This window comes from Agromyces mangrovi, assembly GCF_030296695.1.
Classification (GTDB): Bacteria; Actinomycetota; Actinomycetes; order Actinomycetales; family Microbacteriaceae; genus Agromyces; species Agromyces mangrovi.
Map to the genome: position 1 here is coordinate 1,063,551 of NZ_AP027737.1, position 12,586 is coordinate 1,076,136.

10 protein-coding genes are annotated in these 12,586 nt (G+C 73.2%); 5 read left to right on the top strand and 5 right to left on the bottom strand.

Annotated elements, in window-relative coordinates:
• Nucleotides 1-12 precede the first annotated feature (12 nt).
• The gene (locus QUE38_RS05080; protein ID WP_286310520.1) at nucleotides 13-1,323 is read right to left on the bottom strand and encodes an L-fuconate dehydratase; all 1,311 of its coding nucleotides are present in this window, start codon (nucleotides 1,321-1,323) and stop codon (nucleotides 13-15) included.
• Nucleotides 1,320-2,363: an aldo/keto reductase gene (locus tag QUE38_RS05085; RefSeq protein WP_286310521.1), complete on the bottom strand. Its 1,044-nt coding sequence runs from the start codon at nucleotides 2,361-2,363 to the stop codon at nucleotides 1,320-1,322. Before QUE38_RS05085 ends, QUE38_RS05080 begins: the two co-directional genes overlap by 4 nt.
• Before the next feature lie 272 nt (nucleotides 2,364-2,635).
• Here QUE38_RS05085 and QUE38_RS05090 point away from each other — a divergent pair, with 272 nt between their 5' ends.
• From QUE38_RS05090 to QUE38_RS05110, 5 genes are all read left to right on the top strand, one after another.
• Nucleotides 2,636-3,610: a zinc-dependent alcohol dehydrogenase gene (locus QUE38_RS05090; protein ID WP_286310522.1), complete on the top strand. Its 975-nt coding sequence runs from the start codon at nucleotides 2,636-2,638 to the stop codon at nucleotides 3,608-3,610.
• Nucleotides 3,607-4,362 (top strand): SDR family oxidoreductase, encoded by a 756-nt coding sequence (locus tag QUE38_RS05095; protein ID WP_286310523.1) that lies wholly within the window; start codon nucleotides 3,607-3,609, stop codon nucleotides 4,360-4,362. Before QUE38_RS05090 ends, QUE38_RS05095 begins: the two co-directional genes overlap by 4 nt.
• Nucleotides 4,359-4,976, top strand: coding sequence for a bifunctional 4-hydroxy-2-oxoglutarate aldolase/2-dehydro-3-deoxy-phosphogluconate aldolase (locus QUE38_RS05100; protein ID WP_286310524.1), 618 nt, complete (start codon nucleotides 4,359-4,361; stop codon nucleotides 4,974-4,976). Before QUE38_RS05095 ends, QUE38_RS05100 begins: the two co-directional genes overlap by 4 nt.
• Complete coding sequence (locus QUE38_RS05105) at nucleotides 4,976-6,046, top strand: sugar kinase (protein ID WP_286310525.1); 1,071 nt, start codon at nucleotides 4,976-4,978, stop codon at nucleotides 6,044-6,046. The genes QUE38_RS05100 and QUE38_RS05105 overlap by 1 nt, the downstream gene beginning before the upstream one ends.
• Nucleotides 6,047-6,322: 276 nt before the next feature.
• Entirely contained in the window at nucleotides 6,323-6,532 is a 210-nt protein-coding gene (locus QUE38_RS05110) for a hypothetical protein (RefSeq protein ID WP_286310526.1), read from the top strand.
• 126 nt (nucleotides 6,533-6,658) lie between these two features.
• Here the strand turns inward: QUE38_RS05110 and QUE38_RS05115 are convergent, their stop codons facing one another.
• Genes QUE38_RS05115 through QUE38_RS05125 form a run of 3 tightly spaced genes read right to left on the bottom strand, consistent with a single transcriptional unit; the run spans nucleotide 6,659 to nucleotide 12,530 of the window.
• Complete coding sequence (locus QUE38_RS05115; protein ID WP_286310527.1) at nucleotides 6,659-8,098, bottom strand: amidase; 1,440 nt, start codon at nucleotides 8,096-8,098, stop codon at nucleotides 6,659-6,661.
• 35 nt (nucleotides 8,099-8,133) lie between these two features.
• Nucleotides 8,134-10,482, bottom strand: a complete 2,349-nt coding sequence (gene yicI / locus QUE38_RS05120; RefSeq protein ID WP_286310528.1) for an alpha-xylosidase — start codon at nucleotides 10,480-10,482, stop codon at nucleotides 8,134-8,136.
• A complete protein-coding gene (locus tag QUE38_RS05125; protein ID WP_286310529.1) occupies nucleotides 10,479-12,530 on the bottom strand; it encodes a beta-galactosidase in 2,052 nt (683 codons plus the stop codon). The genes yicI and QUE38_RS05125 overlap by 4 nt, the downstream gene beginning before the upstream one ends.
• Nucleotides 12,531-12,586: the final 56 nt, after the last annotated feature.

Consider the following 12,586-nt stretch of genomic DNA (forward strand, 5'->3'; position numbering starts at 1 on the left):
GCACGCGACCGCTCACGCAACGGCGCGCACCCCGGCCCAGTAGCCGCCGTCGGGGTAGGCGTACTCGGCGACGGATGCCTCGAGCATCTCGGCGCTGTACCCCGGCTGCGACGGCAGCACGTAGTTGCCGTGCTCGACCACGCACGGGTCGACGAAGTGCTCGTGCAGGTGGTCGACGAACTCGGTGACGCGGTCGTCGAGCGAGCCCGACACGGCCACGTAGTCGAAGATCGACAGGTGCTGCACGAGCTCGCAGAGCCCGACGCCGCCGGCGTGCGGGCAGACCGGCACGTCGAACTTCTTCGCCATGAGGTACACCGCGAGGATCTCGTTGATGCTCGCGAGCCGCGCGGAGTCGAGCTGGCAGTAGTCGATCGCGCCGGCCTGGAACATCTGCTTGAACAGCACGCGGTTCATGCCGTGCTCGCCGGTCGCGACGCCGATCGGCGAGACGGCCTTGCGCACGGCGGCGTGGCCGAGCACGTCGTCGGGGCTCGTCGGCTCCTCGATCCAGTGCGGCTGGAACTCGGCGAGCGCGCCGACCCACTCGATGGCCTGCGGCACGTCCCACACCTGGTTCGCGTCGATCATGAGCTTCGCGTCCCACCCGATCACCTCGCGCGCGATGCGCAGGCGCCGGATGTCGTCGTCGAGGTTCGCACCGACCTTCAGCTTCACGTGGCCGTAGCCCTCGTCGACGGCCTCCTGCAGCAGGCGGCGGAGCTTGTCGTCGCTGTAGCCGAGCCAGCCGGCGCTCGTCGTGTAGCAGGGGTAGCCGCCGCGTGCCTCGAGGTCGACGATGCGGTCGGCGCGGGTCGGGGCCATCTCCTCGAGCAGGGCGATCGCCTCGTCGCGCGTGAGGGCGTCGGAGAGGTAGCGCAGGTCGGCCACGTCGACGAGCTGCTCGGGGGTCATCTCGGCGAGCAGGCGCCAGAGCGGCACGCCGGCGCGGCGCGCGGCCATGTCCCAGAGCGCGTTCATCACGGCGGCCATGCCGAGGTGCACGACGCCCTTCTCGGGCCCGAGCCAGCGCAGCTGCGAGTCGGAGGCGAGCTCGCGGTAGACGGCGCCGAGGTCGTCGAGCAGGGCGTCGACGTCGCGGCCGACGAGCGGGGCGGCGTGCTGGCGTGCGGCCTCGGCGCAGAGGTCGTTGCCGCGGCCGATCGTGAAGGTGAAGCCGTAGCCGGCGAGGTCGCCGTCGGTCTCGAGCACGACGTAGGCAGCGGAGTAGTCGCCGTCCTTGTTCATGGCGTCGGAGCCGTCCATGCTGAGCGAGGTCGGGAAGCGCACGTCGTGGACGGTGACGGCGGTGATGGTGGTCATGCGGTGGGTGCTCCGTTCGGGGCGTGGGTGACGGCGGATGCCTCCGAGGCATCCGCTCGCGAATGCAGTGCGTCGGCGCGCAGCAGGCCGCGCTCGGCGAGCGCGTGCCAGAGTTCGTCGGGGATGTCGGTGGAGTAGCGCTCGAGGGTGCTCGCCACGTGCGCCTCGGTGCGGGTGCCGACGACGACCGAGACGACGGCCGGATGCCGCAGGGGGAACGCGATCGCGGCCTCCGGCAGGGTGACGCCGAACTCGGCGCACGTCGAGGCGATGGCGCGGGCCCGCGCGATCACCTCGGCGGGCGCGGGACCGTAGTCGTAGTGCGCGTCGTCGGGCACGGTGGGCGCGGCCATGAGGCCCGAGTTGTAGACGGCCGCGGCGACGATGCCGACGCCGCGTTCGGCGGCGACGGGCAGCAGGTCGTCGAGCGAGTTCTGCTCGAACAGCGTGTAGCGGCCCGCGAGCATCACGACGTCGAGGTCGCTCTCGCGCACGAAGCGCGCGGGCAGCGCCGACTGGTTCATGCCGGTGCCGATCGCGCCGACGACGCCCTGGTCGCGCAGCTCGACGAGGGCGGGGAAGGCGCCGGCGAGCGCCTCGTCGCCGTGGTGGTCGGGGTCGTGCACGTAGACGACGTCGATGCGGTCCGTGCCGAGGCGCTTGAGGCTCTGCTCGATCGAGCGGAGCACGCCGTCGCGCGAGAAGTCCCAGACGCGCTTCGTGTCGGCGGGCACGACGAAGCCCTGGTCGTCCTGCCGGTCGGCGGTCTCGGGGCTCGGCACGAGCAGGCGCCCGACCTTGGTCGAGAGCACGTACTCGTCGCGCGGGCGTCCGGCGAGCGCGGCGCCGAGCCGGCGCTCGGAGAGCCCGAGCCCGTAGTGCGGCGCGGCGTCGAAGTAGCGGATGCCGGCATCCCAGGCCGCGTCGACGGCGGCGGCGGATGCCTCGTCGCTCGTCTCGCGGTTCAGGTTGCCGAACTGGGCGACGCCCATGCCGATCTCGGTGAGCGGCAGGCCGGTGCGGAGCGCACGGCTCTCCATCGAGGTGCTCCTTCGTGTTTCCCTGCACCGCGCGTGGTCTCCGCGGGTGCGCACCGCAGCGTGGGTGCGTCTAAAGATTAGATCAATTTTGCGAGCGACGCATCCCGTAGGCTCAGTTTGGCGGATTCTTGGCGCACGGCCTACAATTCACTCGCCCATTCATCGGACATTCTGGAGCACCTGATGCGCACAGTCGCGTACGTCGGCGAACACACCCTCGAGACCCGTGAAGCGGAGCCGGCTCCCCCGGTGCGGGCCAGGTCCGCATCCGCGTGGCCTACGTCGGCCTCTGCGGCACCGACCTGCACATCGTCCACGGCAACATGGACGCCCGCGTGGAGATGCCGCTGGTGTTCGGCCACGAGATGAGCGGCACCGTCGAGTCGGTCGGCGAGGGCGTCTCCGACTGGGCCGTGGGCGACCTCGTCACGGTCATGCCGCTCGACTGGGACGGCACCTGCCCGGCCTGCCTCGCGGGCAACACCCATATCTGCCAGCACCTCGACTTCATCGGCATCGACTCCCCCGGTGCGCTGCAGGAACTCTGGAACGTGCCCGCCCACACGCTCGTGCGCATGCCCGAGGGCATCGCCCTCGACGCCGCCGCGCTCGTCGAGCCGGTCGCCGTCGCCGTGCACGACGTGCGGCGCTCGGAGCTCGCGCCCGGCGACCGCGCGGTCGTCATCGGCGGCGGTCCGATCGGCGTGCTCATCGCCACGGTCGCGCGCCACTTCGGCGCCGAGGTCGCGGTGATCGAGCTCGACCCCGCGCGACGCGCGCAGATCGAGGGCCTCGGCTTCGTCACGATCGACCCGCGCGAGACCGACCAGGTCGCGTGGGTCGAGGAGTGGACCGGCGGCGCAGGTGCCGACGTCGTCTTCGAGGTCTCGGGAGCTGCGGCCGCCGTGCTCGGCGCGACCTCGCTCGCCAAGGTGCGCGGCACGCTCGTCGTCGTCGCGATCCACCCGACCCCGCGCGAGATCGACCTGCAGCGCGTGTTCTGGCGTGAGCTGCGCATCCTCGGCGCGCGCGTCTACCAGCGCCCCGACTTCGAGACCGCGGTCGAGCTCATCGCCGACGGCGTCATCCCGACCGACCTCATGATCACGCGCGTCGTGCCCATGGAGGAGACTCAGGCGGCGTTCGCCGACCTCGAGGCCGGCAAGGCCATGAAGATCCTCGTCGGGGTCTCGGGCTCGGGCGATGCCGACGAGGCATCCGCCACCACCGAGGAGGCACTCGCATGAGCGCGTTCGACCTCACCGGGAAGCTCGCCGTCGTCACGGGCGCGAAGCGCGGCATCGGCCACGGCATGGCCGTCGCCCTCGCCGAGGCGGGCGCGGATGTCATCGGCGTGAGCGCCACCATCGAGGCATCCGGCAGCGCAATCGGCGAGGCCGTCACGAGCCTCGGCCGCAACTTCGAGGCGCGCGCCGTCGACTTCGCCGACCGGGCCGCGGTGCTCGCGTTCGGCGACGAGCTCGCGGAGCGCGCCCCCGACATCCTCGTGAACAACGCCGGCACCATCGAGCGCGCGCCGGCGGCGGAGCATCCGCTCGAACTCTGGGACCGCGTGATCGAGGTCGACCTCTCGAGCCAGTTCGCGCTGACCCAGAAGGTCGCCGCGCCGATGCTCGCGCGCGGCTCGGGCAAGGTCATCTTCACCGCGAGCCTGCTGAGCTTCCAGGGCGGCATCAACGTGCCGGGCTACGCGTCGGCCAAGTCGGGCATCGCGGGGCTCACGAAGGCGCTCGCGAACGAGTGGGCGTCGCAGGGCGTGAACGTGAACGCGATCGCGCCGGGCTACATCGCGACCGACAACACGCAGGCGCTGCAGGACGACCCCGACCGGTCGCGGTCGATCCTCGAGCGCATCCCCGCCGGGCGCTGGGGCCGCGCGTCGGATCTCGGCGGTGCGACGGTGTTCCTGGCGTCGCCGGCGTCGGATTACGTCTCGGGTATCGTGCTGCCCGTGGACGGCGGATGGCTCGGGCGATGATGCTCGACGGCGTCGGCATCGTGCCGGTCGTCGTGATCGACGACGCGGCGCAGGCGCCCGGGCTCGTGGCCGCGCTGGCCGCAGGCGGCATCCGCTGCGCCGAGATCACGATGCGCACGGATGCAGGGATCGACGCGATCCGCGAGGCCACCGCCGCGCTGCCCGACGGCTTCCTGGTGGGTGCCGGCACGGTGCTGACGGGGGCAGACGTCGACCGCGCCGTCGACGCGGGCGCGCGGTTCATCGTGTCGCCCGGGCTCGACGACGAGGTGCTCGCGCGGTGCGCCGCGCTCGACGTGCCGGTCGTGCCGGGCGTCGCGACCGCGACCGAGGTGCAGCGGGCGCTGCGCGCCGGACTCGACCACCTGAAGCTCTTCCCCGCCGGGGTGCTCGGCGGGCTGGCGATGATCTCGGCGCTGGCCGGGCCGTTCCCCCAGGTGCGCTTCCTGCCGAGCGGTGGCGTGAGTCCGTCGAACGCGGCGGAGTACGCAGCGTCGCCGCACGTGTTCGCGGTGAGCGGCAGCTGGATGGCGCCGCGCGACCTCATCGCCGCGGGCGACTGGGACGAGATCACTCGCCGGTCGCGTGCGGCGATGGAGTTGGTGGGGGCCTGATGGCTGCCGGCGGTCTCGCAGGCGAGGGGCGGGCGGATGCCGCTGGGCCCGCGTCGCCCGTGGCATCCGGCCGTGTGCTGACCGTCGGCGAGGGCCTCGCGGTGCTGCGCGCGCGCGACATCGGGTCGCTCGTGACCGTCGGCGACCTCGTCGTCGGCACCGGCGGCGCCGAGGGCAACGTGGCGATCGGGCTCGCGCGGCTCGGCACGCCCGTGACCTGGCTCGGCCGGGTCGGCGACGACGGCTTCGGTCGTCGCGTCGTGCGCGAGCTGCGCGCCGAGGGGGTCGACGTGGTCGCCCCGGTCGACGCGGGTGCGCCGACCGGTCTGCTGGTCAAGTCGACGCCCGCCGCCGGTCGCACCGATGTCGCGTACTACCGCGCGGGCAGTGCGGGCAGTCGCCTCGAGGCATCCGACCTCGACGCCGTCGACGTGGCCGAGTTCGCGCTCGTGCACGTCACGGGCATCACGCCGGCGCTGTCTGCGAGCGCCTCCGGTGCCGTCGATGCGCTCGTGGCCCGGGCGGTCGCCGCGGGCGTCCCGGTGTCGTTCGACGTGAACCACCGGTCGAGCCTGTGGGCCGATGCGGATGCGGCCGCCGAGCGGTACCGCGCGCTCGCCGCGCAGGCCTCCGTCGTGTTCGCCGGGGACGACGAGGCGGCGTTGCTGGTGGGGCCGGGTTCGCCCGAGGAGTTGGCTGAGCGGCTGGCGGGGCTCGGGCCGGCCGAGGTCGTGATCAAGCTCGGCGCCGAGGGGGCGCTCGTGCGCACGGGCGCCGGTGCCGTCGATGGTGGCACCCGCCACGACGGTCGCGCGGCCGACAGCGACGGAACGCCGCAGGTGCTCCGGCGCGCGGCCGTGCCGGTCGAGGTCGTCGACACCGTCGGCGCAGGCGACGCGTTCGTCGCCGGATACCTGGCCGAGCGCGTCGCCGGACTACCGGTCGCCGCGCGACTCGCGACCGCCGTGCGCACCGGTGCCGCCGCCTGTACCCATCCCGGCGACTGGGAGGGCGCGGCAACCCGTGCCGACCTCGCTCAGGACGTCGGCGGCGACCCCGTGCGGCGCTGATCCGCAGCATCCGCCCCTGCCGGCCGCACCTCGGAGCGCACCGGCACGTGCCGATCACTTCGGCCCGTCGAAGTCACACGGGCCCGCGCTCCAGCACGTGCCGATGTGATTTCGACGTGCCGAATCGGCGAGCGGATGCCTCCCGCGGACCTGACGGTCGCGTCGGACGTGCGTCCACCCTGACGTTGCGGTCCACGGCGTCGGGAGTATTGTGAGCTTCGCTCAGTTCTCCCCCGAACCCGAGAGCACCCGATGTACACGTCCGAGATCCCCTTGATGGACAGCGCCATCACCGCGCACGAGCGTCGCCTGCACGAGCGGGCCTGGGCGGTGCGTCGACGCGAGCTGGAGGCCGCCCGAGGCGTCGGCCTCGCCGCGGAGCCGGAGCCCGAACCGCTGCACCACGGCCTGCGCGCCCTCTGGGACCGCTGGTTCGGCGGCCACGGCCACGGGCACGGCCACCACGGCGCCCGCATCGCGCACTGACCCCCGCGCGACCCCCTCGAGGCACCTTCCGGCACGTGCCGGTCGTTCCGGCACGTCGAACTCGGCGTGCCGAACCGAATTCGACGTGCCGAAGCGGCGAGCGGATGCCCCGGGGCCGCCCCGCGCTCAGCCGATCGACGCCCAGTCGGGCGTCGCCGCCGACCCGCGGGCACCCTCGAACCAACGCGCCACGCGCAGCAGCACGACGTCGTCGAACCGCTGCCCGGCGAGCTGCACGCCGACCGGCCGCCCGTCGGCCGTGAACCCCGCGTTGAGCGAGACCGCGGGCTGGTCGGAGACGTTGTACGGCGCCGTGAACCCGATGTGGTGCAGCGACGTCGCCGGGTCGTTCGACGGCATCGGCCACTCGGCCGGGAACGCGGCACCCGGCGACACCGGCGAGACGACCACGTCGTAGGGCAGGGTCGCGGCCACGGTGCGCGCTCGCAGCGCCTGCACCTGCTGGAACGCGTCGAGCACCGCCAGCCCCTCGGCCCCGCGAGCTCCCTCGGTCCAGTCGAGGATGAACGGCAGCACGCGCTCGCGTCGCTCCGGGGGCATCCGCTCGAGGTCGAGCAACGAGCGTGCGCGCAGGAACAGGTCGAGCCCGTCGAGCATCTCGGGCGTCGCGAACGGCGCGATCTCGGTCACATCGGCCCCCGCGTCGGCGAACCGGTCGACGGCGCCCCGCACGACCGCGGCCACCTCCGGGTCGACCGTCGCACCCCACCCCGCATCGAGGTGCCAGGCGATCCGCAGGCCCCGCATGTCCTCCCGTGGACTGTTGCGCACCAGATCCCAATCGAGCGACACCGGCACCTGCGTGTGGTCGCGCGCATCCGCCCCGGTCGCGACCTCCAGGAACAGCGACGCGTCGTCGACCGTGCGCGCGAGCGGCCCGATGCAGCGCCAGGGGTACGGCGGGTCGACCGGCACCAGCCCGTGCGTCGGCTTGTGCCCGACCAGCCCGAGCCAGCTCGCCGGCAGGCGCACCGACCCGCCGATGTCGCTGCCCGAGTGCAGGGGGCCGAGGGATGCCGCCGCCGCGGCGCCCGCACCGCCGCTCGAGCCGCCGACCGTCCAGGCCGGGTTCCACGGGCTGCGGGTGATGCCGTGCAGGCCCGAGACGCCCGACGAGAGCATGCCGAAGTCGGGCATGACGGTCGTTCCGAAGCGCACGGCACCGCTCTCGGCGAGCAGTCGTGCGATCGGCCCGTCGGCGGTCGCCGGCGGCGCGTCGGCCCACGCCGCGGTGCCCGACGGCTGCGGTGTGCCTGCCGTGGCGACGTTCTCCTTGATCGTGATCGGCACGCCGTCGAGCGGTCCGGCAGGGGCATCCGCCGCCCACCGCCTCGCACTCGCCGCTGCCGCCGCGCGCGCCTGCTCGGGCACGAGCCGGTAGAACGCGTTGAGGCGCGGCTCGAGCCGGTCGACCCGAGCGAGCACCGCGTCGAGCACGTCGACCGGGTTGAACTCGTGAGCCGCGTAGCCGGCGACGAGCTCGGTCGCGGTGCGCAGGGCCAGGTCGTCGGATGCCCCGATCGGGCGCTCGTCGGAGACCGTCATGCTCGCTCGACCTCCCGACCCGCGTCCCGGTGCGATCAGCCTAGGCCGCGACGCCGGTCGATCACCGGCAGGTCACCACACCAGCTGCGCCGCTCCCCGGCCGCATCGACAGCCTCGCCGCCCGCGACGCGCAGGCGCCACCCGTCGGCCACGTCGCCGGTGGCCGTCGCGCGCCCGTCGCCCCACTCGACCACGAACGTGCCGACCCGCCCCTCGGGCGTCGTCACCGTCACCTCGCGCCGACCGGGCCCGTCGCCCGGGTAGAGCTCGAGCACGAGCCCGTCGAGGTAGTCGTGGTCGGGCCGGTCGTCGCGACCGCCGCGGGCGAGCACCGCCCCGTCGCGCACGTAGAGCGGCAGCGAGAGCATGTCGTGCACCTCGCGCCGCCAGCCACCGCCGGTCACCCGCTCGCCGGTCAGCAGGTGGGTCCAGCCGCCCGTGGGCAGGTAGAGGTCGACCTCGCCGCCGGCCGAGAACACCGGGGCGACGAGCAGGTCGTCGCCGAGTAGATACTGCCGGTCGAGGTGGGTCATCGCGGGGTCGCCGGGGAACGCCAGCTGCATCGGGCGCATGACCGGGATGCCCCGCTCGTGCGCCGCGAGCCCGGCCTGGTACAGCATCGGCATGAGCTCGAGCTTCAGTCGGGTGAAGCGTCGCGTGACCTCGACGGCCTCGTCGTCGAACGCCCACGGCACGCGGTACGACTCGCTGCCGTGCAGGCGCGAGTGGCTCGAGAGCAGGCCGAACGCCGTCCAGCGCTTGAACACGCCGGGGTCGGGCGTGCCCTCGAACCCGCCGATGTCGTGGCTCCAGAACCCGAAGCCCGACATCGCGAGCGACAGGCCGCCCCGCAGCGTCTCGGCCATCGACTCGTACGTCGAGGTGCAGTCGCCGCCCCAGTGCACGGGCATCCGCTGGCCGCCCGCCGTGGCGGCGCGCGCGAACACGACCGCGTCGCCGGCGCCGCGCTCCTCCTCGAGCACCGCGAACACGGCCTCGTTGTAGCGCTGCGCGTAGAGGTTGTGCATGGCCTCCGCGTCGCGTCCGTCGGCGTACACGACGTCGATCGGGATGCGCTCGCCGAAGTCGGTCTTGAAGCAGTCGACGCCCTGGTCGAGCAGCACGCGCAGCTTCGACTGGAACCAGGCCGAGGCATCCGGGTTCGTGAAGTCGACGAGCGCCATGCCGGCCTGCCACATGTCCCACTGCCAGACGCTGCCGTCGGGGCGGCGCACGAGGTAGCCGAGCTCCTGCGCCTCGGCGAACAGCGGCGAGCGCTGGCCGAGGTACGGGTTGATCCAGACGCAGACGCGCAGGTCCTTCTCGTGCAGCCGCGCGAGCATGCCCTCGGGGTCGGGGAAGACGCGGGCATCCCACTCGAAGTCCGACCAGTTGAACTCGCGCATCCAGAAGCAGTCGAAGTGGAACACCGACAGCGGGATGTCGCGCTCGGCCATGCCGTCGATGAAGCTCGTGACCGTGGCCTCGTCGTAGTCGGTCGTGAAGCTGGTCGACAGCCACAGGCCGTACGACCAGGCCGGCACCTGCGCCGGGCGGCCGGTGAGCCGCGTGTACCGGTCGAGCACGGTCGCGGGGTCGCCGGCGATCACGTAGTACTGCAGCGCCTCGCCCGAGACGGAGAACTGCACCCGCTCGACGTTCTCGGTGCCGACCTCGAACGACACGTGGCCGGGGTCGTCGACGAGCACGCCGTACCCGCGGTCGGAGACGTAGAACGGCACGTTCTTGTACGCCTGCTCGCTCGAGGTGCCGCCGTCGGCATTCCAGATGTCGATCGACTGGCCGTTCTTCACGAGCGGCCCGAAGCGCTCGCCGAACCCATAGACGTGCTCGCCCACGCCGAGTGCGAGCTGCTCGTGCAGGTACGTCGGCGCGTGGTGCCGCTGGCCGTTGCGACCGGTCTCGTTGATCGGCGCGGGCTCGACGTGCGCGTCGGACGCGAGGCGCAGGTACCCGAGCGACTTGTGCCCGCTCGAGGTGAGCGTGCGCCCCTCCGACTCGAACGCGAGCGACCAGGGGGCGCCCGCCGTGACGCGCGCGGTGAGGTCGCCGCTGGTGAGCGCACCGCCGGTCTCGTCGACGACGACCGTGCCGTGGCCGGGCTCGGCGCCGGGCAGGTCGAACCCGCCGCGCACGTGCGCGCCGCGGTGGTGCTCGACGCGCACGCCGATGATGCCGGGCAGCGGCGAGGTGAGCCTGACCGTGAGGGTCGGCCGGTTGAGGGTGTCGCCGCGGCGGTCGATGACCTTGGTCGGGGCGGTGACCTCGAGCGCGTGCTCGCGGGCCGCGATGTCGTACGCCTCCTGCGCGTAGAGCGCGTCGACGCCGGGGCGCAGCGCCCAGAACCCGTCGGTGAACTTCATCGGGGGTCCTCCTCGATCACGCGCACGGCGCCGGCGGGCACGCCGAGTCGCCCCTCGGTCGCGGTGCCGTCGGTCAGGTCGCGGCCGGTCGCGGCGACGGTGCGGTCGGATGCCGCGTGGTTGATGGCGAACAGGAAGGAGCGTCCGTCGTCGTGGACGCGCCGCACCACCTCCATGCCGGGGCCGTCGACGGCTGCGACCGCGGTCACCCCGGCGTGCGCGGCGAACGCGCGAACGAGCGCCACGAGCCCATCGTGGTCGAGTCGCGTCGCGAGGTAGGTCGCGCTGCCGGCGCCGGCCGAACGCCGGGTGACGGCCGGAGTGCCCGCGAGGTCGCCGTCGGCGAGACGCGCAAGCACCTCGGTACCGTCGGCGATCTCGACGCGCTCGGTCCACTGCGACCCGGTCGTGCCGTCGTCGAGCGCGACCGTATCGCCCGCGAACAGCGGGAAGAACTCGTCGACGCGCACCCCGAGGAGGTCGCGGAAGGCGCCCGGGTACCCGCCGGGGCGCACGCGGTTCGTCTCGTCGACGATGCCCGACAGGTACGTGACGAGCACGTGGCCGCCCGACTCGGCGAAGTCGCGCACGGCGTCGGCCGTGGCATCCGTCGCCAGGAACAGGGTCGGCACGACGAGCGCCCGGTACCCGTCGAGCGCATCGCCCGGCCGGAGCACGTCGACGGCGATGCCGAGCTCGGTCAGCGCGCGGTGCACGGCCCGCGGCAGGTCGACCGCGGTGACCAGCGAGCTGGGCTTCGGGCCGCTCGCCCATGCGGCAGCGGCCTCGTGATCGAACAGCATCGCCACCTGCGCGCGCTCGACGCGCGAGCCGACCACGGGCGCGAGGGACTGCAGCGTGGCGCCGAGCGCCACGACGTCGCGGTACACCTGCGAGTCGGCGCCGGCGTGCGGCACCATCGCCGAGTGGAACTGCTCCGACCCGGCGGTCGACTGCCGCCACTGGAAGAACATCGCCCCGTCGGCGCCGCGCGCGATGTGGGCGAGCGTGTTGCGGGCCATCTCGCCGGGGGCCTTCGCGCGGTTCACGGGCTGCCAGTTGACCGCCGCCGTCGAGTGCTCGATGAGCAGCCACGGCCGGCCGCCCGCCATGCCGCGCGACCGGTCGGCGCAGAACGCCAGGTCGGCCTCGCGGTGCGGGTCGGCGCCGATCGTGTAGTGGTCGTTGGCGACGAGGTCGACCTCCTCCGCCCAGCGCCCGTAGTCGGCCACGCCGGGGTTCGCCTGCACCATGAAGTTCGTCGTCACCGGGATCGCGGGCGTCACCTCGCGCAGCACCGCGCGCTCGGCGAGGTAGTGGCCGAGCAGCGCGTCGGAGGTGAACCGCTCGAAGTCGAGCAGCAGCCCCGGGTTGTGCTGGGTGCGGTTGTGCCGCGGCGGCTCGACCTGCGCGAACGACGTGTACCGGTGCCCCCAGAACGCACTCCCCCAGGCATCGTTCATCGCGGCGACCTCGCCGTACCTCGACGTGAGCCACTCGCGCCAGGCCGCCGCGGTCTCCTCGCCGTAGCAGCGCGCGTTCTCGTTGCCGAGCTCGTTGCTCACGTGCCACATGCGCAGCGCCGGGTGGTCGCCGTAGCGCTCGGCCATCGCGCGCACCAGCCGCAGCGCGTACCGCCGGAACGTCGCCGAGCTCGGCGACCACGCCAGCCGCCCGCCCTGCGCGGTGCGGCGGCCGTCGGCGTCGACGGTCGCGATCTCCGGATGCGCCTGCAGCAGCCAGGTCGGCGGTGCAGCGGTCGGCGTGGCGAGGTTGACCCCGATGCCGCCGTCGTGCAGCAGGTCCATGATGCGGTCGAGCCAACCCCAGTCGAACTCGCCGTCGGCCACCTCGAGCAGCCCCCAGCTGAACACGCCGAGGTTCACGAGGTTCACTCCCGCCCGCTGCATGAGCGCGACGTCGTCGGCCCACACCTCCTCGGGCCACTGCTCGGGGCTGTAGTCGCCGCCATAGGCGAGCCCGTCGGCCAGCCACGGGAACGCCGTGGGGCCGGCCAGGTCGGCGGAGTGGGAGGTGAAGCTGGTCATCGGGGTCTTTCTCGTGGGGTGCGGGTGCCGGGTGCGGCTGCCGGGGTGCGGCGTCG

Coding starts and splice junctions, on each gene's coding strand:
- QUE38_RS05080 (WP_286310520.1), bottom strand. CDS start 1,323: ATGACCACCATCACCGCCGTCACCGTCCACGACGTGCGCTTCCCGACC.
- QUE38_RS05085 (WP_286310521.1), bottom strand. CDS start 2,363: ATGGAGAGCCGTGCGCTCCGCACCGGCCTGCCGCTCACCGAGATCGGC.
- QUE38_RS05095 (WP_286310523.1), top strand. CDS start 3,607: ATGAGCGCGTTCGACCTCACCGGGAAGCTCGCCGTCGTCACGGGCGCG.
- QUE38_RS05100 (WP_286310524.1), top strand. CDS start 4,359: ATGATGCTCGACGGCGTCGGCATCGTGCCGGTCGTCGTGATCGACGAC.
- QUE38_RS05105 (WP_286310525.1), top strand. CDS start 4,976: ATGGCTGCCGGCGGTCTCGCAGGCGAGGGGCGGGCGGATGCCGCTGGG.
- QUE38_RS05110 (WP_286310526.1), top strand. CDS start 6,323: ATGGACAGCGCCATCACCGCGCACGAGCGTCGCCTGCACGAGCGGGCC.
- QUE38_RS05115 (WP_286310527.1), bottom strand. CDS start 8,098: ATGACGGTCTCCGACGAGCGCCCGATCGGGGCATCCGACGACCTGGCC.
- yicI (WP_286310528.1), bottom strand. CDS start 10,482: ATGAAGTTCACCGACGGGTTCTGGGCGCTGCGCCCCGGCGTCGACGCG.
- QUE38_RS05125 (WP_286310529.1), bottom strand. CDS start 12,530: ATGACCAGCTTCACCTCCCACTCCGCCGACCTGGCCGGCCCCACGGCG.